Origin of the sequence: Candidatus Nanosynbacter sp. HMT-352 (assembly GCF_021222645.1) — a bacterium.
In the GTDB taxonomy this organism is placed as follows: domain Bacteria; phylum Patescibacteriota; class Saccharimonadia; order Saccharimonadales; family Saccharimonadaceae; genus Nanosynbacter.
Window position 1 is genome coordinate 78,332 of the sequence record NZ_CP089520.1, and the last position, 23,131, is coordinate 101,462.

28 protein-coding genes are annotated in these 23,131 nt (G+C 42.9%); 22 read left to right on the top strand and 6 right to left on the bottom strand.

Translation table 11 applies throughout. From position 1 onward, the window contains the following. Positions 1-71: 71 nt before the first annotated feature. The 3 genes from LR957_RS00400 (at position 72) to LR957_RS00410 (ending at position 2,054) form a co-directional block, all read left to right on the top strand. Positions 72-803, top strand: a complete 732-nt coding sequence (locus LR957_RS00400) for a DUF3152 domain-containing protein (protein ID WP_232273026.1) — start codon at positions 72-74, stop codon at positions 801-803. Further along, the gene (locus LR957_RS00405) at positions 800-1,516 is read left to right on the top strand and encodes a hypothetical protein (RefSeq protein ID WP_232273027.1); all 717 of its coding nucleotides are present in this window, start codon (positions 800-802) and stop codon (positions 1,514-1,516) included. Before LR957_RS00400 ends, LR957_RS00405 begins: the two co-directional genes overlap by 4 nt. Before the next feature lie 328 nt (positions 1,517-1,844). Then, positions 1,845-2,054: a con-10 family general stress protein gene (locus LR957_RS00410; RefSeq protein ID WP_129637339.1), complete on the top strand. Its 210-nt coding sequence runs from the start codon at positions 1,845-1,847 to the stop codon at positions 2,052-2,054. A gap of 41 nt (positions 2,055-2,095) precedes the next feature. Here LR957_RS00410 and LR957_RS00415 read toward each other — a convergent pair whose 3' ends face one another. Together LR957_RS00415 and LR957_RS00420 are read right to left on the bottom strand one after the other, a co-directional pair. Then, on the bottom strand, positions 2,096-2,560 hold the full coding sequence (locus tag LR957_RS00415; protein WP_232273028.1) for a hypothetical protein: 465 nt from the start codon (positions 2,558-2,560) through the stop codon (positions 2,096-2,098). After that, the gene (locus tag LR957_RS00420) at positions 2,532-3,344 is read right to left on the bottom strand and encodes an ROK family protein (protein ID WP_232273029.1); all 813 of its coding nucleotides are present in this window, start codon (positions 3,342-3,344) and stop codon (positions 2,532-2,534) included. Before LR957_RS00420 ends, LR957_RS00415 begins: the two co-directional genes overlap by 29 nt. A gap of 76 nt (positions 3,345-3,420) precedes the next feature. Here LR957_RS00420 and LR957_RS00425 point away from each other — a divergent pair, with 76 nt between their 5' ends. The 6 genes from LR957_RS00425 to LR957_RS00450 all read left to right on the top strand — a co-directional run bounded on the left by LR957_RS00425 (position 3,421) and on the right by LR957_RS00450 (position 9,357). Continuing rightward, positions 3,421-3,894 (top strand): hypothetical protein, encoded by a 474-nt coding sequence (locus tag LR957_RS00425; protein WP_232273030.1) that lies wholly within the window; start codon positions 3,421-3,423, stop codon positions 3,892-3,894. Positions 3,895-4,005: 111 nt separating this feature from the next. Continuing rightward, entirely contained in the window at positions 4,006-5,082 is a 1,077-nt protein-coding gene (locus LR957_RS00430) for a 30S ribosomal protein S1 (protein WP_232273031.1), read from the top strand. 49 nt (positions 5,083-5,131) lie between these two features. Next, positions 5,132-6,901, top strand: coding sequence for a translation initiation factor IF-2 (gene infB / locus LR957_RS00435; RefSeq protein ID WP_232273032.1), 1,770 nt, complete (start codon positions 5,132-5,134; stop codon positions 6,899-6,901). Positions 6,902-7,005: 104 nt separating this feature from the next. Continuing rightward, positions 7,006-8,517, top strand: coding sequence for a hypothetical protein (locus tag LR957_RS00440; RefSeq protein ID WP_232273033.1), 1,512 nt, complete (start codon positions 7,006-7,008; stop codon positions 8,515-8,517). A 34-nt stretch (positions 8,518-8,551) separates the two neighbouring features. Further along, positions 8,552-8,866: a DUF5663 domain-containing protein gene (locus LR957_RS00445; RefSeq protein ID WP_232273034.1), complete on the top strand. Its 315-nt coding sequence runs from the start codon at positions 8,552-8,554 to the stop codon at positions 8,864-8,866. A gap of 62 nt (positions 8,867-8,928) precedes the next feature. Next, entirely contained in the window at positions 8,929-9,357 is a 429-nt protein-coding gene (locus LR957_RS00450) for a DUF5663 domain-containing protein (RefSeq protein WP_232273035.1), read from the top strand. Positions 9,358-9,395: 38 nt separating this feature from the next. Here LR957_RS00450 and fmt read toward each other — a convergent pair whose 3' ends face one another. The 3 genes from fmt to priA are packed head-to-tail and all read right to left on the bottom strand — an operon-like array spanning position 9,396 to position 12,782. Beyond that, positions 9,396-10,286: a methionyl-tRNA formyltransferase gene (gene fmt, locus LR957_RS00455; protein ID WP_232273036.1), complete on the bottom strand. Its 891-nt coding sequence runs from the start codon at positions 10,284-10,286 to the stop codon at positions 9,396-9,398. After that, entirely contained in the window at positions 10,246-10,821 is a 576-nt protein-coding gene (def, locus tag LR957_RS00460) for a peptide deformylase (RefSeq protein ID WP_232273037.1), read from the bottom strand. Before def ends, fmt begins: the two co-directional genes overlap by 41 nt. A gap of 20 nt (positions 10,822-10,841) precedes the next feature. Beyond that, complete coding sequence (gene priA, locus LR957_RS00465) at positions 10,842-12,782, bottom strand: replication restart helicase PriA (protein WP_232273038.1); 1,941 nt, start codon at positions 12,780-12,782, stop codon at positions 10,842-10,844. 39 nt (positions 12,783-12,821) lie between these two features. Between priA and LR957_RS00470 the strand changes: the two genes are divergently transcribed. From LR957_RS00470 to map, 7 genes are all read left to right on the top strand, one after another. After that, complete coding sequence (locus LR957_RS00470; protein ID WP_232273039.1) at positions 12,822-13,481, top strand: phosphoribosyltransferase; 660 nt, start codon at positions 12,822-12,824, stop codon at positions 13,479-13,481. Between the two features lie 64 nt (positions 13,482-13,545). Beyond that, positions 13,546-13,848 carry a helix-turn-helix domain-containing protein gene (locus tag LR957_RS00475; RefSeq protein ID WP_129632285.1) on the top strand — a complete coding sequence of 101 codons (303 nt, stop codon included), beginning with the start codon at positions 13,546-13,548 and terminating at the stop codon, positions 13,846-13,848. Continuing rightward, positions 13,848-15,482, top strand: a complete 1,635-nt coding sequence (gene recJ / locus LR957_RS00480; protein WP_232273040.1) for a single-stranded-DNA-specific exonuclease RecJ — start codon at positions 13,848-13,850, stop codon at positions 15,480-15,482. Before LR957_RS00475 ends, recJ begins: the two co-directional genes overlap by 1 nt. Before the next feature lie 65 nt (positions 15,483-15,547). Beyond that, positions 15,548-15,763, top strand: a complete 216-nt coding sequence (locus LR957_RS00485) for a 30S ribosomal protein S21 (RefSeq protein WP_039326918.1) — start codon at positions 15,548-15,550, stop codon at positions 15,761-15,763. Continuing rightward, positions 15,763-16,221 (top strand): GatB/YqeY domain-containing protein, encoded by a 459-nt coding sequence (locus LR957_RS00490; protein ID WP_232273041.1) that lies wholly within the window; start codon positions 15,763-15,765, stop codon positions 16,219-16,221. Before LR957_RS00485 ends, LR957_RS00490 begins: the two co-directional genes overlap by 1 nt. 9 nt (positions 16,222-16,230) lie before the next feature. Then, a complete protein-coding gene (locus tag LR957_RS00495) occupies positions 16,231-16,788 on the top strand; it encodes an adenylate kinase family protein (protein WP_232273042.1) in 558 nt (185 codons plus the stop codon). Next, positions 16,785-17,552 (top strand): type I methionyl aminopeptidase, encoded by a 768-nt coding sequence (gene map / locus LR957_RS00500; RefSeq protein WP_232273043.1) that lies wholly within the window; start codon positions 16,785-16,787, stop codon positions 17,550-17,552. Before LR957_RS00495 ends, map begins: the two co-directional genes overlap by 4 nt. A 3-nt stretch (positions 17,553-17,555) precedes the next feature. On the opposite strand, the gene LR957_RS00505 is transcribed toward map, so the two are convergent. Next, the gene (locus LR957_RS00505; RefSeq protein ID WP_232273044.1) at positions 17,556-18,182 is read right to left on the bottom strand and encodes a type IV pilin protein; all 627 of its coding nucleotides are present in this window, start codon (positions 18,180-18,182) and stop codon (positions 17,556-17,558) included. 88 nt (positions 18,183-18,270) lie between these two features. On the opposite strand from LR957_RS00505, the gene ftsA reads away from it, so the two are divergent. The 6 genes from ftsA (at position 18,271) to LR957_RS00535 (ending at position 22,844) form a co-directional block, all read left to right on the top strand. Beyond that, positions 18,271-19,497: a cell division protein FtsA gene (ftsA, locus tag LR957_RS00510; RefSeq protein WP_232273045.1), complete on the top strand. Its 1,227-nt coding sequence runs from the start codon at positions 18,271-18,273 to the stop codon at positions 19,495-19,497. A gap of 37 nt (positions 19,498-19,534) precedes the next feature. Next, complete coding sequence (gene ftsZ / locus LR957_RS00515) at positions 19,535-20,728, top strand: cell division protein FtsZ (RefSeq protein ID WP_232273046.1); 1,194 nt, start codon at positions 19,535-19,537, stop codon at positions 20,726-20,728. Between the two features lie 5 nt (positions 20,729-20,733). Further along, positions 20,734-21,189, top strand: coding sequence for a transcriptional regulator NrdR (gene nrdR / locus LR957_RS00520; RefSeq protein ID WP_232273047.1), 456 nt, complete (start codon positions 20,734-20,736; stop codon positions 21,187-21,189). After that, complete coding sequence (locus tag LR957_RS00525) at positions 21,189-21,446, top strand: hypothetical protein (RefSeq protein WP_232273048.1); 258 nt, start codon at positions 21,189-21,191, stop codon at positions 21,444-21,446. Before nrdR ends, LR957_RS00525 begins: the two co-directional genes overlap by 1 nt. Then, entirely contained in the window at positions 21,439-22,047 is a 609-nt protein-coding gene (locus LR957_RS00530) for a vitamin K epoxide reductase family protein (protein ID WP_232273049.1), read from the top strand. The genes LR957_RS00525 and LR957_RS00530 overlap by 8 nt, the downstream gene beginning before the upstream one ends. A 110-nt stretch (positions 22,048-22,157) precedes the next feature. Continuing rightward, positions 22,158-22,844 (top strand): LiaF transmembrane domain-containing protein, encoded by a 687-nt coding sequence (locus LR957_RS00535; protein WP_232273050.1) that lies wholly within the window; start codon positions 22,158-22,160, stop codon positions 22,842-22,844. The last annotated feature ends 287 nt before the right edge of the window (positions 22,845-23,131 follow it).

The window sequence follows — 23,131 nt, forward strand, 5'->3', positions numbered from 1 at the left end:
CCTAATAGGGTGGCTTTCTTCTTTGTCTTAAAACGTTTGTGGTATGTTTTGACGAGTGATAGAATATAAGTATGTGTATAGTGTGTAGGGTGGCTACTGGCGGCATGGCGATTGCTGTTGCTTTAACGCCAACGGTTAATATGACAGCACCCAATGAGAGTAAGAGTGATGCTAAGAAGGCGATTAGTGTTAAAATTTTCTCTGAAATAAAATCTCCGTCGTCGCTATCCAGCTTTAAGGTACCAGATATCCAGACTCCAGATTGGCACTCCACATCTCAATCGTCAAAAAAATCAAATTCTGGAGCGAAAAAAGAAGTCACATATACAATATCAACAAAGGGCAATGTCCGATCAAATTTGTCTGAATTCTCGAAACAGGTAAACGAAACCTTAAATGACAATCGAGGCTGGGCGCGTATGGGGATTGTTTTTAAAGAGGTAAAAGAGGGTGGAAGTTTCAATTTAGTTCTGTCGCAAGCTGAATTAATGTCGTCGTTCTCGTCAGGCTGTGACGCGAATTGGAGCTGTCGAGTTGGGTCTTCTGTCATTATCAATGACAATCGATGGTCTGGCGCAACTACAGCGTGGAATGAAGCGGGTGGCGATATTCGTAATTATCGACATATGGTGATCAATCATGAAGTTGGGCACTGGTTGGGACATGGGCATTTGAATTGTTCTGGGGCTAATAATCCAGCGGCGGTTATGCAGCAGCAGTCAATTGATTTACAGGGGTGTGCTTTTAATCCTTGGCCGCTTGATAGTGAATTATGGTCAACTACGCTAGGGATAGAACTATGAAATTGATAAAAAATCACCGTACACTTAAATTAGCTATTGTCATAAGTTTTATAACGCTGATAATGATATTGGCGTATGGATTCATGAGTTGGAAATCTTGGGAAAATGTTCAAATCGTGACAAAAAACACTAATGAAGTGGAGAGCTCACTGTTTATTAATTTGCAAAAAGACAAATTATCCGTTGAAAAATTGAACGAATATTTGGTTGATTTAAAGAATAAACGCCAAAGCTGCGATGTGGTATTTTTTATATCTTGGCAGAAGAACGTTAATGCTAGATTTAAAAAGTATTCAGAAGAATGCAATAAATCGGTAGAGAAGATGAGCCGAACTATACAGAGTATAGAGAATATTGTCAGCTTTATGGAATTTGATAAGGAGTTGAGCGATGAAATACGTATGGTGTCGGATAGTCTATCGAAGACCAAGCAAAATGACTTTATTGCTATGGAGAAAATATGGACTGGCGCAAAGAAGAGGTTAGAATCCAGAGAAGACGAGGTTGATTTACGTAAGTTAGTGATGAAGAAAATAGATACTATTTTATTGGCTGTGCGTGATTTAAAGTCGGCTAACGAAAAGAAAGATAGCGACCAGTTTACTATAGCCAGGGATAAATTTACTGTGGCTATTAACGCCTGGATTGGTTTGCAAAATGAGTTAACACAAGAATCTCAGATTAGAATAGACAATCTATTAAGAGAGTTTTAGAATAAATCTGCAATAAAAAATATCCCTCTATGTGATGGGATATTTTTCTTCTCGAATCTCGCAGAAAACGAGAATTTTTTGTGGTGGAACTCATAATTTCTAAAGCTCCAACAGGTGCCGTCAGTAACTGACTTTATTAGTATAGCTAACGCGTCAGTAAAATGCAATATTTTATTCACAATAAAAACTACTTATGTAAATATTGACAAAGTATTAGTAATATGCTAGCATATAAACATAACACATATCATGTGTGATATATAAAGGTGAGGGTTTCCATTTAAATTTATGTGGAAATCTTTTTTAAAAAACGGAGGAAAACCTTCCTATGGCAGGAACAAAGGCTGGCGGCTTAAAGGCTGCTCAAAAAAATCTAGCTCGTGATCCAGATTTTTACGCAAAAATCGGACGTAAGGGCGGTAAAAATGGTCGAACTGGTGGCTTTGCTGCAAATCCAGCTTTGGCTCGTATCGCTGGTGCTAAGGGCGGACGCATTTCACGCCGTACTAAGAAGACAGTACAAAAAATTGCAGAATAAGACCGCTCCAATCTCTTAAAATTAGCCTCCGTATGAGAGGCTTATTTTATTTGATATCTTTTAAGTTGGCAGGATTTTGCTTGATTTACGCGCCATTCTGAGTGGCAATTAATACACTTGTAAGATGAGGAAGTGGTCTGTAATCCAACTGCACTACAGTGAGGACAAAGACTACGTTTATGTAGCCAGTCCCTGTAGCTATCCAAAGAATCTTGAATATTATCGTCGTCCATACTGAGTGTTAAATCGTATTTTGGCGCCAAAGTATCAACGGCATACTCCCAGGCGGCTCTTTCCATCTCGATTAACTGGATGTCATATTGATAATTTCTATGACCAAGTTTAGCATGCGCGATTTCGTGTAAAAGTTGCACTAAGTCTTCTTGTGAATCTAATTTTTCGTAATAGACTGTTTGTGAATTAGGGTTCCAGGAAAATACTTCACCCTCCTTGAATTGCAGTTCTGGAAAATCGTGTTCAATTTGAGGTAAGCTGACTGATGGCATTGTCGTAGCATCCGTATAATACAATTTCTTCTGGGTTAGGGGCACTGATTATTTTTGGTACAGATATGGCGGCGGGTAAGTTTTCTGCCAGGAGGCCGCTTAAAATATCTGAAAAATAGGATGTGAACACTCCCACGCTCCCGCCAATAACAACGACATCTGGTTGTGTAAAGGCAATGAGTGGTTGCAATCCAGCTTTTATCCTATTGGCAACCTCTTCCCAGACTTCCAGGGGCGTGTCTGATGATAATTCGCCAAAAATTCTCTGTAAAACTCTACCTGCAGCAATTTCTTCCCAGGTGGTAATCTTGCCATTGTAATTCAAAGACATATGTCCGCCCTCGCAGTCGCTAAGCTCTTTATGCAGATTTCCATTCAGGATTAGGGAAGTGCCAACGCCGGTCCCTAGGGTAATATATAGACCGCATCTGGGAGTTTTGGGCAATCTGAGCATACTTGCCAGTCCTGCCATATTGGCATCATTTGCAATGAATATTGGTATATTAGGAAAATATCGGGAAAGTAGCTCACGGATAGGTTGATTTTTCCAGCCGAGATTTTGGCACCACACTGCCACGCCATCTTTAACTACTCCTGGCAGAGCCACAGAAATTGCATCAATTGGTTTATCGTTCGTAATCAGATGAATTTGATTGGCAACGCGTTGAATGTATTGGTCTACGTTTTTAGGGGTGGGGAATTTAATGATATGCTTAGGATTTTTTTCCTCGTCAAAGCTGGCTACTAATGTTTTGGTCCCACCTGTGTCAACCGTAATAATCATATTCTTATTATATCACCAGCTTTACTTATAAGAGGTCATTATGATATAATAAAGAAAATTTGAGTGGAGATGTAATATGAAGCGAACAAATCAGATTGGATCAATTGGAGTTTTTGTAATAGTAGGCGCTATTTTAGTGGCTATATCTTTGGCTGTTCTTTACGGAATTAGGCAAAATAATTTATCACAAGATGGATCACCGATTTCTAGCGATTTGATAGCATCAGAGAATAGTAATAAGAATTCACAAAACGGCACATCTCAGCAGTCTGTAGATCAAAAAACGAATAATCAATCAGGCGGAAGAGGTGAGGCGCGAACCGACGTGAAAACTGAAGAGTCGAAGAAGACAACTCCTACACCTGCACCTTCCCAGTCTCAGCAGTCACCGTCATCTACAACTCCAACTCCAGCTCCTTCTACTACTTCTAAGCAATCTAATGGAGGATTACCAAAAACTGGACCAGAAGATGTAGCTGTTTCTGCAGTGGCTTTTGGTATTTTGGCGTTTTTAACGGTGGCTTATCAGCGATCTCGCTATCTTATCTAGCTTTGACTTCTATCTATCTGTTGTGATATAATTGTGATAATCTGTGGGGATATTTTTATTATGTCCCTAAAGAATAATATCAATTTTAAGGAAGGGGTCTTTAGAAGACTTATGGCAGATGCCAAAATTACAATGGATGACCTGCTGGCTCAAGCAGGCGATAGTGTTAAACAACTTACTGTTGGTGAAACAGTTGACGGTACTGTTTTATCAGTAAAGAAGCACGAAATTTTAATCGATTTAGGACCTTTGGGTGTTGGCTTGGTTCCACGCCGCGAAGTTAGCCTTTCAAAGAACTACAATGTTGGTGATTCAGTAATTGCTAGCGTAATTGATACCGAATTGGAAGATGGTTATTCGCTACTTTCATTACGCAAGGCTGCGAAAGATCGTGGTTGGGATGAAGTTATGGCTAAACTGGAATCTGGTGAAATCATCACTGTTGTGCCATACGACGCTAACCGCGGTGGACTACTAGTTGAATACGAAGGCATTCGCGGATTCTTGCCAGTATCGCAATTGTCAGCTGAACACTATCCTCGTGTAGGTTCTAGTGACAAGGACGAAATCTTGCAGCGATTGAACAGCTTAGTAAAGAGGGATATTAAAGCGCGAATCTTGGACGCTGACCGCAAGGCTAATAAATTGATCTTCTCTGAAAAAGAGGCGGTTAAAGAAGGTTTGGCGGAGCGATTCCAGAAGTTAGCAATCGGTGACACAGTCACAGGCGTTGTTACAGGTGTTGTTGACTTTGGTGTATTCGTTAACGTTGAAGGTATTGAAGGTTTGATTCACATCTCAGAAATTAGCTGGGAGCGTGTTAATAATCCATCTGACTATGTAAAGGTTGGTCAAACTATCGAAGCTAAGATTATTGCAATCGACAAAGAGCGCTTGAGCTTGAGCATGAAGCAATTGACCAAAGATCCATGGTTGGATGAAGTTGAGCAATTTAAGCCTGGCGAGAAAGTTGAAGGAACTGTAACTCGAATTACTCCATTTGGTGCATTCGTACAGTTGAGCCCAGCGGTTGAAGCTTTGGTTCACGTGTCAGAGCTTGGTGGTGACGGTACTGATCCTGAAAAGGTATTTACGTTGAACGAGCGTAAAGAATTTACAGTTTTGGACATCGATAAGGAAAATCGTAAGATTTCTCTTTCACTCGGCAAATCATCAAAGAAAAAATAATACAAATCCCCTGAAGCGTAGTTACGCCCAGAGGTGAGAGGAGCTTATTATGGCAGAAAAAATCGTCAATATTGCAGATTCGGTAACGGTTGGCGAATTGGCTGAAACTCTGGGATTGTCAGTAACTACGCTAATTGGTGAATTGTTTAAGAATGGTATTGCCGCGACGATTAATCAGCGGCTGGATTTTGAGACTGCGCAGATTATTGTTGAGGAACTAGGTCTAGATGTGCAGCTAAGTCGTAAGGTGGTCTCTGCAGAAATTCATCATCATGCGCACAAATTGTCAGATAAGGCAGTTCCTCGTCCACCAATTGTGGCTGTGATGGGGCATGTTGACCACGGTAAAACGAGTTTATTGGATGCGATTCTTGATAATAAAACGGCAGCTGGTGAAGCCGGGGGGATTACTCAGCATATTAGCGCCTATCAAGCACAGCGTAATGGACGAACTATCACGTTATTGGATACTCCAGGTCACGAGGCTTTTGCGGCATTAAGGCAACACGGAGCTACGCTTACAGACGTGGTTATTATTGTGGTAGCAGCAGATGACGGAGTTAAACCTCAGACCGTTGAAGCTATTCGATTTGCTAGGTCAGCTAACGCTAAAATTGTGGTGGCAATTAATAAGATTGATAAAGAGGCGGCTAATCCGCAACTGGTAAAGACTCAATTGGCATCTGAGCATGGTTTGAACCCTGAAGAATGGGGTGGCGATACTGTGATGGTTGAGGTTAGCGCAAAAACCGGTCAGAACTTAGATAAGCTTTTGGATATGGTTTTATTGGTGGCAGATATGGAAGATTTGCGCGCAGATGAAGATGTTCCGGCTGAAGGTCTAGTGATCGAGGCTCATATGGAAACTGGTCGCGGTGCCGTGGTTGGTTTATTGGTAGAAAATGGTCATTTGAGGCCAGGTCATTATCTGGTTGCTGGGACGGCTTATGGACGAGTCCGAACGCTTCAAGATTTCCGTGGTAAAACCGTTAAGGATGCCGGTCCAAGTATGCCAGTGAATATGACTGGATTTAAGGAGTTGCCGCAATTTGGTGATGGATTCAGCATTGCGAAGAGTGAAAAAGAGGCTCGCAATTTGGCGCAAAGGGCTAAAATTGAACAGGAGAAAATGGCAGCCACAACTAATGTTACTGGTGCGGATATCCTTAAGATGATGAATCGAAAACACGATGCAGAAGATTTTAATGTGATCATTAAGGCTGACGTTCAGGGTTCGGTGACGTCTGTGGTTGATAGTTTGAAGCTTATTGATACAAATGGTGAGGTTGAGCTGCACGTCGTCGGCACGGGTGTTGGCAATATTTCCGAGAACGATATTCATTTGGCGGTCGGTGAAAATACAGTGATTTATGGCTTTAATGTCGATTTGCCACCAGCGGTTAAGCGATTAGCGGCGCGTGAACATGTGGAAGTGCGAATTTTTAAGGTAATTTATGAATTGTTGGATGACGCTAAGGCTTCAATGGAGGCGTTATTGGCTCCAGAAGTTGTTGAAACTGAAATTGGCGAGCTGGAAGTTAAGGGTGTGTTTAGGACCGTGCGTGAAGAAGTGATTGCTGGCGGTGAAGTGAAGCGCGGTAAGGTTGCTAAGGATCTTTTGGCTCGAGTAAAGCGTGGCGAAGAACAAATTGCCGAGGTTGAAGTTTCTTCTGTGCAGCGTCAGCAACAAGAGGCGAAAGAGGTCTTTGAGGGTGAAATGTGTGGATTAAGTCTTAAAACGAACAAAAAGATTACTCTGGAGATTGGCGATAGGCTGGAGTTCTTTACTAGGGAATTAGTGAAGAAGACACTGGGGTAGACTGTTCTAAGTATTGACTTTTTTGTGTATTTATGATAGTATCTTAGATATACATAAGTTTATTGCCATTCTGCGTGCAGAGGGCGAAAGGAAACCACCACAAAATGATCAAAACACCCGAAGGTTCGTCCAGCGCAGACGTCAAAAACAATTCCGAGAAGTTGTCGTCTGTGCTTAGAGAAATGGGTCGGACTGCGATGAAAGCGGTAAAAAAGACTTGGAGGACAATGATTGGCAGGGATTCTGATGAGTATGCTGCTAATGATAGCTTGGCGCCAGAAGTTTCTAAGCCGCCCAAACCCACACCTATTGATATACTTATAAATGAGCAGAAGGATAAGGCGGGGGATGAAGCCGCCAAGCATTCTACTGATCCAGAAGGCTTAACACCATACGAACAGGCTATGCGAGATAAGTATCTTGGCAATGAATATGACGAAGCTGAATATGGCGACGACGAACCAAAGAAGGATGAATCTTACACTAAAGCCAATACCGAAAAAACCGAGATGAGCGTAGATGAACACGAGGCAGCTGCTCTCCTTAAGGTTGCTAGGGAAAGGTTCGCTAAGGCTAGTATTGCCGTTGAAACTCACTTCTTCAAGAACTACTTTGGTGGAAAGAAGCGCCAAGATGAATTAGAGGCCGCTACCGAACAATTGAAGCAGAGCGAATTGGAATACATGCGTATTAAGTTTGCTGATGAAATCGAAGCAGCAAAACAAGACGCAGATAAGCAGGCTGGGTTGGCGGCGGAAATAGCTCAGGCGGTATTTGCAAATGCACAAGAAACTTCAAAGAGGACATCTGAGAAGTATGATGAGATGCTTGATGGGCGTAATAAGTTCAAAAAATATGCCGCTAAGGTTGGTGAATGGTTTACTAAGGGCGGTAAAGTCTCTCAGTGGCTTAAACTTGGTGGTGCTGGCTTTGCGGTAGGTACTACTACGGCGGCCTTCGCTGGATGGCCTATTACCACAGCTACTCTTGTTGCCACAAAACTTGCAGTTGCTGGCGCGTTAAAGCAGAATATCCTTGAAGAGCGTCGTGGCGAAGATCGCATAGCCAAGAATCACCCTGATTACCTGGATTCTTCATTTGCTAAAGATGTGGCTGGCAAGGAGGCTGATTATGTAATGAATCGTGCTGTTGATATGTCAGTTGATGAATTAAAGGACGTGAGCGTGAAGCGTCAAGAGGATCTATATCGGCGAATAGGGTCAGGTTTGGTTAAGTATACTATCGGTTTTGGTCTGGGTGGTCTTGCTGGAAATTGGCTGAGCTCTACCTATGCTACTGGAAATAGTGTACCGCAATCTGGTAGTGGGGATAGTGTACCGCAATCTGGTAGTGGGGCTGTTAATACAGGCGTGTCAACTCCAGAGGCGCCAAATGTACCAGAAATAAATTTTGATTCTTACGACTATCCTTGGGACTGGGCTGCTGAGAAGTTTGGCGACGCTAATGCGATGGATCAACTTCACAACCTGGCTGACAAGGCAATGGCTGACGGTCATACCGTACAGTGGTTTGATGGCCCTGGCGGAACATGGATGGAAGTTGACGGATCTAGCGCTACTGCGGACGTATTGAAGGTATTGAATAAATACGTTTAATAGATAAAATATAAAAATAAACAAGGAGATAAAAATGTTTGAAATTACTGACGAATTCTTAAAGCAAGCTGGTTTTGGGTCATTGCCGACGGATAAAAAAGAGCAGATGAGGGAAGACGTCGCTAACAGTGTACGGGATAAGATTACAAGGAAGGTCTTACTGACTGTTGGTGAAGAGAGGCTGGATGAGTTTATGGTATTGCTGGACGGAGATGATGTTCCTGCGGTGCTTAATTGGTGTATAAATAATGACATTGATTTAACAGAAATTGTTCAGTCGTCAATGAATGAGACGATGGCTGAATTGCAAAAATTATACAGTGATGCGTTTAATATGATGCGTGGATAGTAATATCAAATAGTTACTGGTATAATTTAACCTAAGCATATAGACGAAAGAAAAGGAGGACTATGTTCCAACTGAATGAGGAATTTCTTAAAGAATTAGGACTGGATCAGTTGCCAGAAGAGCAGCGAAAGCCATTTTTGCAGCATATTTATGGCGAACTGGAATTACGAGTTGGCGAGCGCCTAAGCCAGGGTATGAGTGATGCGCAACTAGAGGAGTTTGCGGGAATTATCGATAAAACTCCTGGTGCTGTGGATGATTTTCTGATGAAACATGCGCCCAATTATCAGCAGGAACCAATGTTGCAGAAAATGTCACAAGCTTCAGGTTTGCCTATTGATGATCCGCGCTTGAAGGATGAATTTGCGGCTACTAAGTGGTTAGAGGTTAACCGCCCAGATTATCGTGATGTCGTAGCTGCGGTTATGGCTGACTTGAAAAAGGAAATTATAGCGAATAAAGACGCTATCTTGGGTTCAGCCCAAGCGTAATTTTATACGGATGATAAAAAATAACCCCTTATGCGGGGTTATTTTTTATTGTAGCCTCTTAGGTAATCTTCAGTGGTCATTGTTTTTCCACTAGGCGCGATGAGCTCGTCAATAATTAAATAGTTGCCATCGGCGAATTTTTTATCAAGATGAGAACTCGGAGTTTTGTCGCAATGAGATTTCGTGATGATGATATCTCGATCGTCAATTGTCATTCGGCTACGCGGAAATCCGAGGTGTGCGCGAACGTGAGCTTCGGCTTCGGCGGCGGTCATACACTCAGCATTGAGCCGTGAATTGTCCTTACTTAATAATTGGCAATATGAAGCCTGAGAATTGTCCTGTGGTGTTGGTTGAAGATTTCCATTGATGATGTTTGGCAGGTTTTTTATTAGCAGAGAAGTGCCGTCGTGAAATAATTTGTCATATAATTCGAACTTTGTTTCTTTTCCAGTGAGCGATTGTCGAGTTTGGGTGTATATGGGGCCGGCATCCATTTTACTATCAAGTTGCATTATCGATACGCCAGTTTCGGTATCTCTATTGGCTATAGCTGATTCAATGGGTGAAGGTCCTCGATATTTTGGTAGTAAAGAAGGGTGAACATTGATAATTCCTGGGGTAAATAAGTCGATAATTGACTGGGGAATGATTTTTCCGTACGCAACCAAAACGCCCGTTACTGGCTGAATCTGTTTTATGTACTCGGTAATTTCATTGACTTTGCTTGGCTGTAAAACTGGAATATTGTGAGATTTAGCGAATGTTTTTACTGGAGGTTCAGTAAGTTTGTGCCCGCGACCACGCTTGGTGTCAGGTTTGGTGATGACGCAAACAACGTTAAATTCCTCTTCAACGAGAGCTTCTAAAGTAATTAGACTGTAATTTTCAGTCCCAAAGAATACTATTTTCGGCGATATCTTTGTCATAATCTAACGGTTGCAACTCGCCTTTCTCATCGAGCGTATAAAAAGCGTCTTTTTTATCCTTAATATGGTCTATAAAAACTAATCCATTACAGTGGTCTATCTCATGCTGCAATACGCGCGCCAAAAATCCTTCGGCTTTAATTCGCACTTCCTCGCCGTCTAAATTCATGGCTTTTACACGAATTTTACTATAGCGAGGAACTTTTCCGTAAATGCTTTTAACGCTTAAGCAACCCTCAAAGTCTTCAACAATCTCGCCTTCATATTTCACGATTTCTGGATTGATAAGAGTGATGAAATCGCGAGTTGATTTTCTTTCAAAGTCAGCTCGAACAATCACAACACGCTCTAATTTGTCGACTTGCACAGCAGCCAGGGCAGCGCTAATCTCGTGAGGTCTGGAATCTTCCCAATCGAGTGCGGCTGCGGTCATTTCGTCTGCCAGTTTTATAACATCATTAGTAACAACGTGGATTTTTGATGATTTTTGGCGAAGATGTGGATTTGGTAATGTGATAATATCGTCTTTTGTCATTGCTATAATTATACCAGAAATTACAGTAGACTTACAGGGTCAAGCTCGTACTGCCAGTGTGATGACGGTAGGAGGTTCAAGGCGTCAAGAAGCTCTTGTCGTCGGGGGCTTTTGACTATAATTTGCCATCGATATGTATCACGGACACGCTCATAAAAAGCGGGCGTTGGTCCAAAAACTTCAATGTTATCAAAATTGGATTTTAATAGTTCGGACAATTTTTTAGCGTTCCTTATGGCGGCGGCTTCGGTTTTATAAACGCAAGTTAGTTTTAATAAGTAAGTAAAAGGTGGAAAGTTGGTTTTTTGTCGTTGAGATATGGTTCTTTGATAAAATTCTGTATAGTTTTGAGATAGTCCGTTCGTGATGGATGAGTGATTTGGTTGATATGACTGGACGACGACTTCTGTTGGTGTGCTTGACCTGCCGACGCGACCGACAACTTGGGCGAGCAATTGAAATGTTCGTTCGGGCGATGAATAGTCAGGGAGGGAAAGTCCGGTGTCGGCTTGAATGACTCCGACGACTGTTAAATGTGGCAAATCTAGTCCTTTGGCGATAACTTGCGTGCCGATAATTATATCTATTTCGCCATTTTTCAGTTCATCATAACGCTCGTCTACGGTAGCTTTCAAATCGGTGTCTTTATCAAATCGAGCAATTTTTTTGTTCGGGAATAACCTCTGTAATTCGTCTTCAATTCGCTTAGTTCCGATACCTTTGTGGATGATGTCGGCGTTTTTACATTCAGGACAGCTAGTAGGAACTTTGGTTGAAAAACCACAAATGTGGCATGACAATTTATGACTATCCGCGTGTAGAGTGAGCGGAATAAAACAGCGTGGGCAGCCAGCCTGCCAGCCGCAGTTATCGCATAATGTGATTGATGCCGTGCCGCGCCGATTGTGAAAAATAAGAACTTGCTCGTTTTTTGATAATGCTGTGTTTATAGATTTCAGAAGTGGGTCAGAGATGAATTGATGTTGAGTAAAATTGTTGCGCTTTGTCATATCGACCAGCGTCACGTTGGGGCGAACGGTGTCTGGCCTTGCTGGCTTTGTCATTGTAATGATTGGCGTGTTTGATTTTTTTGCAACGTAATAGTCGGCAACTGCTGGAGTGGCACTACCTAAAATTAGCTTGCCGCGATGTTGATTTGTAAGAACTGAGGCGACGCGGAGAGCTGAATATCGAGGGGATTGCTCCTGCTTGAAGCTCGGTTCATGACACTCATCAATTACCACAAGCCCAAGTTGTTGCACGGGCGCAAAAAGGGCAGACCGTGGACCAATTATTACTATCGGGTCGTTTGAGCTAATAACCCTTTTCCAAATTGCATATCGTTGAGCTTCGGTTTGTTTAGAATGGGTAACTATGACATTTGGCAGATGAGCGGAAAATTCAGCAACTAGTTGTGAAGTTAGGGCAATTTCGGGGACTAAAATTATTGACGATCGCTCTTCTTCTAAGACTTGTTTTACGGCTTCTATGTACACTAAAGTTTTTCCTGAGCCAGTTACGCCGTGTAAAAGTACTGTTCCGGAATGGAGATTTTCGATGGCCTGGAGGGCTGCTTTTTGCTCATTAGTGAATACATTTTTTGTTCGATTTTCTATTTGATTAATAGAGACGGATTGGTTAATTGAGCGACGTTTTTTGGATAATCCGCTGGGTAAAATTGTTTGCCATACGGTTGCTTGGTGTGTGGCATAATATTTGCTCATCCATATAGCAGTTTGAACGAGTTCGATTGGCAAGGGATATTCTTCAACAATTTTACTAATTGGCTTGACTTCAAAATCTGGTTGACGAACTTCTTGTAGAATTACTCCAATAGTATTGATTTTGCCGACTTCTATAGCAACAATCATTCCGGTCGGCAGTCTTTCCTCCGAAGAATACGTAAACGAGCTTGCGTCGGTGCGGACGATTCTTGTCGGTGAAACCAAATAGTAATGCATGTTTATATTATATCGCGAAAAAAATGCTAAAATAAGCATATGTATTTTGAGAGTCGTTCGCAGGCTGGGGTAATCCTGGCTGATCAAGTACTGGAAAAGTATCGCTATGAAAACTGCGCAGTGGTTGCAATTGGCGAAGGTGGTGTGCTGATCGGCGAGCAAATTGCAGTGAAGCTTCACTGTGTTCTCATGATGTTGTTGAGCGAGGGGATTGAGATTCCTGGGGAAAGTTTAAGCATCGGGGCGATGTCACAGTCTGGGCAATTTACGTATAATAGTCAATTTTCTGACGGTGAAATTAATGAATATACTAGTGAATTTCACGGTTATCTGGAAGAGAAAAAGCGCGAGGCTCATCAGAAAATGAATAGGCTTTTGGGTGATGGCGGAATTATTGATAAGGATATGCTGAAGGATCGGGTGGTAATTTTGGTGAGTGATGGTTTTGGCGATGATTTATCGGTTTTGGATGTGGCTTTGAGTTTTCTGAAGTCTGTTCGGATTGAGAAATTGGTGATTGCGGTGCCGTTTTGTGGCGTGGCGGCGGTAGATAAATTGCACATGACGGTTGATGAAATGCATATCTTGGATGTGAAGGAGAATTTTATGGGATTAAATCATTATTATGAGGACAATATATTGCCGTCCAAAGAGGAAACGATAGCAAAAATTAATCAAGTTATTTTGAATTGGAAGTAAAAAACTTGTCGGGTGTTGTAAAATTGTGATAAACTTTAATTAAGAAAGATGCGTTAGGGAGGTTATGTTAGACGTTTTTATTACATCTAGGGTGCGGCGAAAAATTGTAGTAGTATACGCTAAGTATCCTGATTTTCACACACATGTTCGCGGATTGGCAAAGCTAATTAAGGAAGATCCCGGAAATATTCAGCGAGAGTTGAAGCGATTAGAAAAAGTTGGATTTCTGCAGAGCGAGAAGCAGGGGAATTCGCGTACGTATTTCACTAATAAACAATTCCCAATTTTTAAGGAATTGCAAAGTATGGTGATTAAATCTCAGCAATATTCAGCGCGATCAAAGCGCGGCATGGCTGATAAAGACTAATGACATTATTTGAAAAAATTTTAGCGTCTCGAGGCTTGACTATGCGTGCGGCGCGTGAGGAATTTTTGCATCCGAATTACGCGTCAGTAAAGCATGATCCGTTTTTATTGCCAGATATGAGAAAAGCGGTGGACCGCTTGAAAAAGGCGCACACTGAGGGCGAGAAAATTGTTATTTACGGCGATTACGATATTGACGGGCTGAGTGCAACGGCAATTTTGTTGGATGCGTTTGGTAAATTTGGCTTTAAGGAGGTTGGTGCATTTATTCCGAATCGGTTTGTTGAGGGTTACGGAATGACGATGGGAGCCGTTGATAAGGTGCGAAATATGGGCGCGGATTTAATTGTCACGGTTGATACGGGAAGTTTGTGTCATGCGGAAATTGAATATGCGTCGAGTTTGGGGATTGATACGGTGGTGACTGATCACCATAATGTTGCTGAGACTCCGCCGCCGAGTATTGCTGCGGTTAATCCGAAGTTTCCTGGTCATAAATATCCGTTTCGCGATTTATGCGGCGCGGGTGTGGCGTTCAAGCTGGTGCAAGCCCTACAAACCGAACTGGACGGGCTACCAGATGGTTACGAGAAGTGGCTATTGGATCTGGTGGCGCTGGGGACGGTTTGCGACATAGTTACGCTGGCGGATGAAAATAGGGCGAATGTCTATTGGGGCTTGGAGGTTTTGAGAAAGCAGAGACGTCCTGGTTTGAAGGCATTGATGTCGGCGGCGGGAATTGAGCCGGAGAAGGTTAATGCTAGACATTTGGGATTTGGTCTGGGGCCGCGAATGAACGCGGCGGGTAGACTGGAGACAGCGCAATATGCTCTGGATATGCTGACGGCGAATGACGGACTGGAGGCGCTGGAGGCTAGCGAAAAGTTGGAAGAATTGAACATTAAGCGTCGCAGTATTCAGGACGAGATTTTTGACGAAGCTTGCCAGCAGGCGGACAATATGACTGATGATCGAGTTTTGGTGGTGAATAGCGGAAATTGGAATCACGGAGTTATCGGCATTGTGGCGTCAAAGTTGGTTGAGAAATATAAGAAGCCAGTTTTTATAATTGGCGAGCGTGGCGATGAGGCTACGGGTTCGGCGCGAAGTTTTGGTGATTTTTCCGCGGCCGATGCAGTTCGCGCAGCTGACGATATCATTATTAAAGGCGGTGGTCACGGAGCGGCGGCGGGCGTGACGCTGGCGACCGAGAGAATTGACGATTTTAGGCAACGAGTGAATGAGTTTTACGATTCGTTACAATTAAAAAATCAGGAATTATATTTGCTGCCGAGGGCTGACGTGGAGATCGACGATTTTTCGGAAATTAATGAAGAACTGATTGATAATTTGGCAAAAATGGAGCCGTTTGGCAATGGTAACACGGAGCCTATATTGAAGATAACCAAAGCGACGGTTTTGAGCGTGAGGAGAATGGGTGTGGATGGGCAACATGTGAAATTGAACTTGCGTGATAAAAATAATATTACGCTGCAGATGTTGGCTTTTAATGCGCCAGAAGAATTTTTCCGTGAAGTGGGCGACGAAGTGTCTGCTTGGTTCCAGCCAACCATAAATGAGTGGCAGGGAATGAAGTCGGTTGAAGGGCGATTGTTACATATTTCTGGGGTGTAGGTGTTGGGTTATTTTATAACAATCTAGTTGGCAAATACTTTCTTATCTGTTATAATGTTTGCAGTATGGTACAAGTAACACGTAAAGATCAGAAGGAAGCGAACGAAAATATCATTCGTCGTTTCAACCGCAGGGTTTTGCAAAGCGGTGTTTTGGCTCGCGCTAAGAGCGTTATGCGTTTTGAAAAACCAATTTCAAAGACCGAGCGTCGTAAAAAAGCTATTATTCGCCGCGAGCGACGAGCTGAAAAAACGGCAAAAATGCGCCTAGGGGTGCGTTAATGTCTGCGCTAAAAGAGCGCATTACTAGTGAAATGAAAGCCGCTCTATTGAGCGGCGATCGTTTTCGTGGTGATGTTTTGCGTAATCTGAAGGCAGCAATCTTAAACGAAGAAGTTTCTTTGGGTAAGCGAGAAGACGGCTTGGATGATACTGAAATTGAAAAAGTCGTTGCTCGAGAAGTGAAAAAGCGCGTCGAAAGTGCGGATTTATATCGAAAGAATGACCGTGCGGAGTTGGCGGAACCTGAAGAAAAAGAAGCGGAAATTTTACGAGAATTTTTGCCAGAGCAACTCGGCGAAGCAGAAATCTCAAAGATTGTAGAAGAAGTTATTGCGGGTATGGACGATGTCTCAATTCAGAAAATGGGACAAGTTATTGGCGCGGTAAAAAGTAAGGTTGGCAATGCTGCGGACGGCGCGTTGGTGGCAAAAATTGTTAAAGAAAAACTCACAAAATAGGAGGAAAAAATGATCGTATTTTTTGGGCCAGCGGGTGCTGGTAAGAGTGTGCAGGGGCAGATTTTAGCGGCGCGTCATGGTTGGCGTTGGCTTAGTGCTGGACAGTTGCTTCGTGACACACATGATGGCGAATTAATTCATCGTATGCAATCTGGTGAACTGGTACCAGTAGAAACTATTAACGGTTTGATGGGCGAGGCTCTTAATAAAGCTAAGGATATTAATGGCGTAATTCTGGACGGCTATCCAAGGCAATTAGAACAGGCTAAATGGCTGATTGAGTCGCGTTCACATCACGGAAAAGACGTTAAGTTGGTGATTGTGCTTGAAGTTCCGCGTGATGAAATTCTGGAGCGTTTGAGGGTTCGTGGTCGAGTTGACGACACGCCTGAAGCAATCGACAAGCGGCTCAGTATTTATCGAGGTGAAATTTACCCAATTCTGGATTATCTAAATGAAAACGGTGTTCCAATTGTACATATGAGCGGCGTTGGAACTGTCGGGCAAGTTCATGATGAAATCGAGAGAGAGCTGGTCAGTCGCGGCATCGTTGAGGGTGTAAAATGAGCCAATTGATTACTGGAGAAAAAACGCCGCAACAGATGAAAGATATGCGCGAGTGCGGTAAAATGCTTGCGACAATTTATGATGAATTGAAAAAATCCGTAACGGCTGGAATGAGTGAGCTGGACGCTAACGATTTTGTAGCCAAGCGAATTAAAGATTTTGGCGCAGAGGCGACTTATCTTACGGACGAAGTGAAGTTTCCAGGAGTGATTTGTATATCGACGAACGAGCAATTGGTGCATTCTTTGCCAACCGAATATGTTTTTGAAAAGGGCGACGTGGTCAGCTTTGATTTGGTGATTGGCTATCGTGGAATGAAAACGGATAGTGCTTTTACTATGGTTGTCGATGAAGAACCTAAGGGTGCGAAGAAACATTTATTGCATGCAACAGAACAGAGTTTATATGCGGGAATTGACGCGATAACTGGCGATGGAACTCGAGTTGGCGATATTTCAGCGGGAGTGGAGACTGTGTTGAAGAAGGCTAAACTTGGTATAATCCGTGAATTGGTTGGTCATGGTGTGGGGCTGAGTATGCATATGGAGCCAGAAATTCCGAATTACGGCAGGCGAGGAACTGGTCCGATTTTGTACGCTGGCGACACAATTGCAATTGAACCTATGGCGAGCTTGGGCGGTGAGAAAATTATCACCGACAGCGACGGCTGGACAATTAGCATGAAAGACGGCAGTCTGGGTGCGCACTTTGAACATACGGTATTGATTACCGAAACTGGCGCTGAAATTCTGACGAAGCTTTAATTATCAATCTGAATCCAGCGATTCGTTATCGAAATCTATCTCGGCGACTATATATCGGGGACGGGTGGCAAGATCGCCGCCACCCCATCCGCCAGCATAACGAGTTACGCCGTGCTCAGCTTGCCAATCTAGATCTGTTTTTTCACTGCATTTTAGATCGTCCATCTTTTTGCGCATCTGTTTTTGTTCGATTCCGTCATTATATACTTCAATGTAGAAAAATACTTTATTTTTGCCACACTCTCTGTATCCAATATTATTTTTTAGCGAAGTGTCCTTTGTTGGACCATTTTTTAGGGTATTTAATAAGTTGTCTGGAAGGTAATTGACCTGATGCATAGCGCGACCAATACCGCCGCCGTTAAATATTTTTATGCCTAAATCAGTATATCCTCCACCAGGACTATCGTAAAATCCAAGCGGTTTATAATACCTTAAGGGAACTTTATTTCCACCGGCTACGTATGATTTAAAAGCAGTTTCGACTTGATGTAATGTCTCTTTTGCAGCCGCGTCATACGCGTTCTCTCTGAACTTAGAATATGATATAGTGGCAATTCCCGTAAGAATACCGATAACGCAAATGCCTATAATAAGCTCGACAAGAGTAAAACCGTTTATGTTTTTCATTGTGAGGACATTGTAGCAGAAATATTTTTTGGCAGCAACAAGGTAATTCGCTTGCCAAACTATAGACATAACCTGTATAATGAAACTCATGCAGGAGCAATCTCGATATGTGGTAGGAATTGATATTGGCACAAAAAACGTGCGCTGTGTCGTTGGTTATATTGACGCAGAAAATGGTGCGCCAAAAGTTGTTGGTGTTGGTGAAGCGTCTAATAGTGGTATGCGAAAAGGCGTTGTAACTAATTTGAGTGGTCCAGCTGAGGCAATTGACAAGGCCTTGGAGTCTGCTGAGAGAATGAGTGGACATCAAGTTAATGCGGCAACATTAAGTATTAATGGTTCGCATTTACTGAGTACTAAAGCGGATGGAATGATTACAGTAGGTACGGTTAATAATGAAGTTACGACTGATGACGTTTTACGATTAGAGGAAGTAGCAACAACCGGTAAGGTGCCTCAGAATCGAGAGATTTTGGATATCATTGCGCATGCTTATAGATTAGATGGGCAGGATAATATCAAAGATCCAGTCGGTATGACTGGTGCTCGCTTGGAGATCAAGGCGAATGTTGTGTCTGGTTTGGTGCCTCATGTTACAAATTTACAGAAGTCTGCAGAGATGGCAAAAGTTGACGCGGTATCTGTTGTTCCGTCGGTTTTGGCGGCAGCTCAATCTGTTCTTACGGAGAGTCAGCGAGAAAATGGTGTGGCGGTAATTGATTTTGGGGCAGCGACTACTGGAGTTGCTGTTTATGAAGAAGGTGATTTACAGCATTTGGCAGTTATTCCAATGGGTGGCCAGAATGTGACAAATGATTTGGCTATTGGGCTTAGGACGGATCCGGAAATTGCGGAGGTTGTTAAATTGGCGCATGCTCGATTTGGCGGCGAGGCTCTGGGCGAAGTCGAGACTAAGGTTGAAAAGCAGACATATAAGTTCAATCAAGAAGAAATTGATGAAATAGTTCAGGCGCGCTATGAAGAGATTTTTGAGGCAATCGCTAAGGAGTTAAAGCGTGCTGGACGATTAGGTAAGCTGCCGAGTGGCGTTATTCTGGTTGGTGGTGCAGCTAAAGTCAAAGGAATGGTTGAATTTACCAAGGATCAATTGAGTGTGGCGGCGCGCTTGGGTGTTCCGGCTGGATATAGCGGTGCTAGTGATGAAGTAAAAGGCGCGGAGTTTTCGGCTGCTGTTGGCTTGATGCTTATTGACACCATGGACACTCCCCAGCATGTGAAACCACTAGCTGGCGCACATGATGTAACTAAAAAAGCTGGCGGTCTACTTAAGAATATTTTCGCTAGATTTAAATAAATGATATACTTTATGTAAGGATTAAGAGAGGGAATATATGCCGCAAATACAACCAAGTGAAGTTCAAACATTTGCCAGTATAAAAGTCGTCGGTGTTGGCGGCGCTGGTGGCTCAGCTATAAATCGAATGAAAGATGCCGGTCTGACAGGTGTTCAATTTATCGCTATGAATACAGACGCTCAGGCGTTGCATAATTCTAAAGCTGACATAAAAATTCACCTTGGTCGTGATGCAACTAATGGCTTGGGCGCCGGTGCGGATCCTACTGTTGGTGAAGCTGCGGCCAATGAGTCACGTGATGAAATTAGAGAAGCCTTAGAGGGTGCAGACATGGTGTTTGTGACAATTGGTGCTGGTGGTGGAACTGGCTCCGGAGCTGGATATGTTGTGGCGGAAGTAGCGCGTGAACTAGGCATTTTGGTGGTTGGCGTAGCAACTCGACCGTTTAGCTTTGAAGGTGAGAAGCGCCGAGTAAATGCAGATTGGGCAATCTCTCACTTGGGACGCGAAGTTGATACTTTGATTACAATTCCAAACGATAGATTGTTGCAAACTATTGATCGTCGAACACCACTATTGGAGACATTTAAGATTGCTGATGATGTTTTAAGGCAGGGTGTTCAGGGTATCTCTGAACTGATTACTGAGCATGGTTTGATTAACCTTGATTTTGCTGACGTTAAGGCAATTATGAGTAATGCCGGTTCGGCTCTGATGGGAATTGGACGAGCGAGCGGTGATGACCGAGCGGTTCAGGCGGCGCAACAAGCCATTGAGAGTCCGCTAATTGAAGTCTCAATTGATGGCGCCAAGGGTGTTCTGTTCAACGTCACTGGTGGTTATGACATGAGCATGGCAGAAATTCAGGAAGCGGCAGAAATTATTACTAGCGCAGTCAGTCCGAATGCCAACATTATCTTTGGTGCGACTTTGAAGCCTGAGATGGAAGATGAGCTTGTCATTACCGTGATTGCTACGGGATTTGATAGTGATACATTTCACCAGCAAGAAGTTAGCCTTACTGTAGGTGATGATGCAAGACCTGTTGAAACAGAAGTTGACGATGAAATGGTCAAGAATATTGACTTAGAGCTGGACAAGGAAGAGGCGGCCGAGAGTTTTGCGGCTGAGCCGGAGACTAATATTTGGGATAATCCAACAGTTGAAGCTGACGATGACGAAGATGATACGCCAGCATTTCTTAGGCGACGAAAGAAGAATAAGGAGTAAACAAAATGGTATTTAATATCGGCAATAGTCGCGTTATCGAATCGCGTGAAGTTTCTGATGGTGTGGCAATTCGTCGTCGCAGGGAAACTCCAGACGGCAAGCGATTTACTACTTATGAGCGAGTCGAAAAGCCCAACTTGGCAGTTATAAAAAAGAACGGCGACCGTGAACTGTTTGATCGTGTGAAGTTGGCAAATGCAACACGTCGTTCGGTTGGAAAGTTTTTCAAGTCTGACGAGGATGTCGACAATATCATCACGGCGGTTGAAGATTCTTTGTATGCGCTAGGTGAGTCAGAAGTCACTTCAAAACAGATTGGCGATCAGGTTTTGGATGAATTAGAGAAATGCAATGAGGTAGCGTACGTGCGTTTTGCTAGCGTCTTTTATGAGTTTAAGACGCTGGATGACTTTGTGGAGATTTTAGCGAAACGACGCAGTAAGAGCGAACGGGATTCATAATGCGAGTGGTTGTTGTTTATCGTTCAGAAAGCGATTATGCGCGTCAAGTGTCAGATTTTCTACGTGATTTTAGTCGACAAACTGGCCAGGTTTTAGAGGAAATGAGTCCTGATTCTATAGAAGGTAATAATTTTTGTGAAGTTTATGACATTGTAGAATATCCAACAATTATCGCTTTAAGCGACAGTGGTCAAATGCAAAATCTATGGCGCGGCTTGCCACTACCAACAATTAGCGAAGTGAGTTTTTATGTTTAATAAAATTAAAAAATGGTTATTTCACGAAGATTTGAAAAAGCAAAATTTGGCGACATTTGTAATGCTTCTCGGTAGTGGGCTGGGGTTGTTGGCATCATTCGTACTGTCTATTGAAGCTTTAGAATTAGCAAAAAACTCTCATGCTGTATTAAGTTGCGATTTTAGCTCGGCTCTGAGCTGTTCGGCGGTGGCGAATCATTGGTCGGCGGCTATTTTAGGATTCCCAAATAGTTTCATTGGCGTGATGACTTTGCCTGTTATGGTGACAATTGCAGTGGCGTTGTTGGCGGGAGCAAAGTTTCCAAGGTGGTTTATGCAGGCGGCGCAGGCTGGTGCTATCATTGGAATGATATTTGCTATTTGGATGTTTTATATGAGCTACGTCGAAATTGGTGTGCTTTGTCCGTGGTGCTTGATATTGGATCTTGGGATGCTGATGATTGTGTTCGGTTTGACGCGTTACAATGTTTTGCGGAAAAATATCCCTTGTCGCTGTATGCAGAAGACTGTTAGTGGCGGATATGATGTACTTGTCGTGGTGTCACTGGTTGTTGCGGTAATTGTCGCGATAATCGCCAAATTCGGCAGTCAGCTATTCTAGACTCTTATTGCCTTATGTAAAGCGTTCATGGCGCAGTCATAATAAAAGTCTGATGATTATTGATAAATTAAAAAACGTTGAGTTTATGAAAAAAGTGATAGAATAGTTGTATGAAGAAAAGTTCTCTGATTAGAGCGTTTTTGAGCATTGTAGTCGTGGCGCTCGGCGGGGTTTTACTATTGAAAAATCTCGATATTATCAACATTAGCTGGGATATTTTCTGGGGTACGGTTTGGGCTGCAGGATTTGTATTGTCTGGGCTGGTGAATATATTCAATTATCGAAATAAAACGGCGTGGATTTGGGGATTATTGCTGGTCGCGATTGGCGTTCTGATCGGCTTCAATTCTTACGGAATAGTTGACGTTAGTATTTGGAAGATATTTTGGCCTGTAGTTTTGATTGCTGCTGGTTTGGCAATGATGTTTAATACTAGCCCTAAGGGCATTAAGCATTCTAAAAAGCTGGATAAAGACGGCGCAGGTAATGAGAAAATTGCTTGTTTTTGGGGCGAAGAAGACGCTGTAAAAGGTGATTATACTGGCGGTTCGTTGGTTGCAATATTTGGCGGCGTGGATTTAGATTTGCGTCAAGCAAAGATTAAAGACGGTTCTGTGATTGAAATTTTTACATTTTGCGGTGGTGTTAATGTTACTTTGCCAGACGATGTGATTATCGAGAACGAAGTGCGCGGATTTTTGGGCGGAACTGACGATAAAACTCTACCTAAAGATTCTGCCAAAAAGACTTTATACCTGAAGGGTGAGTGTATTTTAGGCGGTCTGGAAATTAAATAAAGTTCTTGGGATTTTGATGAAAACGCGCTACAATAACAGTAGGGCGTTTTCGCGTATGTTGAATTGGCGTGAAATGAGCGGTTATCAGCCGTGAAGCCTGCGGGAAGAAATTGGCATGAAGTCGAGATTAGAACCTGCCGTGAGCTTGCGTAAATAGCAAATAAAGAGCTGAAAGAATCACTTCTTTTGGAATCGAGATGGTACCGTCCGCATAAAACACCTGAGCGGATTCTCGAAGTCAAAAGAGGTGATTTTTAATTGAAAATAGTTGTCGAAGGTCTAAAAAA

What these genes read in the sequence shown, in the direction of transcription:
- LR957_RS00400 (WP_232273026.1), top strand. Translation starts at nt 72, where the DNA reads ATGTGTATAGTGTGTAGGGTGGCTACTGGCGGCATGGCGATTGCTGTT.
- LR957_RS00405 (WP_232273027.1), top strand. Translation starts at nt 800, where the DNA reads ATGAAATTGATAAAAAATCACCGTACACTTAAATTAGCTATTGTCATA.
- LR957_RS00410 (WP_129637339.1), top strand. Translation starts at nt 1,845, where the DNA reads ATGGCAGGAACAAAGGCTGGCGGCTTAAAGGCTGCTCAAAAAAATCTA.
- LR957_RS00415 (WP_232273028.1), bottom strand. Translation starts at nt 2,560, where the DNA reads ATGCCATCAGTCAGCTTACCTCAAATTGAACACGATTTTCCAGAACTG.
- LR957_RS00420 (WP_232273029.1), bottom strand. Translation starts at nt 3,344, where the DNA reads ATGATTATTACGGTTGACACAGGTGGGACCAAAACATTAGTAGCCAGC.
- LR957_RS00425 (WP_232273030.1), top strand. Translation starts at nt 3,421, where the DNA reads ATGAAGCGAACAAATCAGATTGGATCAATTGGAGTTTTTGTAATAGTA.
- LR957_RS00430 (WP_232273031.1), top strand. Translation starts at nt 4,006, where the DNA reads ATGGCAGATGCCAAAATTACAATGGATGACCTGCTGGCTCAAGCAGGC.
- infB (WP_232273032.1), top strand. Translation starts at nt 5,132, where the DNA reads ATGGCAGAAAAAATCGTCAATATTGCAGATTCGGTAACGGTTGGCGAA.
- LR957_RS00440 (WP_232273033.1), top strand. Translation starts at nt 7,006, where the DNA reads ATGATCAAAACACCCGAAGGTTCGTCCAGCGCAGACGTCAAAAACAAT.
- LR957_RS00445 (WP_232273034.1), top strand. Translation starts at nt 8,552, where the DNA reads ATGTTTGAAATTACTGACGAATTCTTAAAGCAAGCTGGTTTTGGGTCA.
- LR957_RS00450 (WP_232273035.1), top strand. Translation starts at nt 8,929, where the DNA reads ATGTTCCAACTGAATGAGGAATTTCTTAAAGAATTAGGACTGGATCAG.
- fmt (WP_232273036.1), bottom strand. Translation starts at nt 10,286, where the DNA reads ATGACAAAGATATCGCCGAAAATAGTATTCTTTGGGACTGAAAATTAC.
- def (WP_232273037.1), bottom strand. Translation starts at nt 10,821, where the DNA reads ATGACAAAAGACGATATTATCACATTACCAAATCCACATCTTCGCCAA.
- priA (WP_232273038.1), bottom strand. Translation starts at nt 12,782, where the DNA reads ATGCATTACTATTTGGTTTCACCGACAAGAATCGTCCGCACCGACGCA.
- LR957_RS00470 (WP_232273039.1), top strand. Translation starts at nt 12,822, where the DNA reads ATGTATTTTGAGAGTCGTTCGCAGGCTGGGGTAATCCTGGCTGATCAA.
- LR957_RS00475 (WP_129632285.1), top strand. Translation starts at nt 13,546, where the DNA reads ATGTTAGACGTTTTTATTACATCTAGGGTGCGGCGAAAAATTGTAGTA.
- recJ (WP_232273040.1), top strand. Translation starts at nt 13,848, where the DNA reads ATGACATTATTTGAAAAAATTTTAGCGTCTCGAGGCTTGACTATGCGT.
- LR957_RS00485 (WP_039326918.1), top strand. Translation starts at nt 15,548, where the DNA reads ATGGTACAAGTAACACGTAAAGATCAGAAGGAAGCGAACGAAAATATC.
- LR957_RS00490 (WP_232273041.1), top strand. Translation starts at nt 15,763, where the DNA reads ATGTCTGCGCTAAAAGAGCGCATTACTAGTGAAATGAAAGCCGCTCTA.
- LR957_RS00495 (WP_232273042.1), top strand. Translation starts at nt 16,231, where the DNA reads ATGATCGTATTTTTTGGGCCAGCGGGTGCTGGTAAGAGTGTGCAGGGG.
- map (WP_232273043.1), top strand. Translation starts at nt 16,785, where the DNA reads ATGAGCCAATTGATTACTGGAGAAAAAACGCCGCAACAGATGAAAGAT.
- LR957_RS00505 (WP_232273044.1), bottom strand. Translation starts at nt 18,182, where the DNA reads ATGAAAAACATAAACGGTTTTACTCTTGTCGAGCTTATTATAGGCATT.
- ftsA (WP_232273045.1), top strand. Translation starts at nt 18,271, where the DNA reads ATGCAGGAGCAATCTCGATATGTGGTAGGAATTGATATTGGCACAAAA.
- ftsZ (WP_232273046.1), top strand. Translation starts at nt 19,535, where the DNA reads ATGCCGCAAATACAACCAAGTGAAGTTCAAACATTTGCCAGTATAAAA.
- nrdR (WP_232273047.1), top strand. Translation starts at nt 20,734, where the DNA reads ATGGTATTTAATATCGGCAATAGTCGCGTTATCGAATCGCGTGAAGTT.
- LR957_RS00525 (WP_232273048.1), top strand. Translation starts at nt 21,189, where the DNA reads ATGCGAGTGGTTGTTGTTTATCGTTCAGAAAGCGATTATGCGCGTCAA.
- LR957_RS00530 (WP_232273049.1), top strand. Translation starts at nt 21,439, where the DNA reads ATGTTTAATAAAATTAAAAAATGGTTATTTCACGAAGATTTGAAAAAG.
- LR957_RS00535 (WP_232273050.1), top strand. Translation starts at nt 22,158, where the DNA reads ATGAAGAAAAGTTCTCTGATTAGAGCGTTTTTGAGCATTGTAGTCGTG.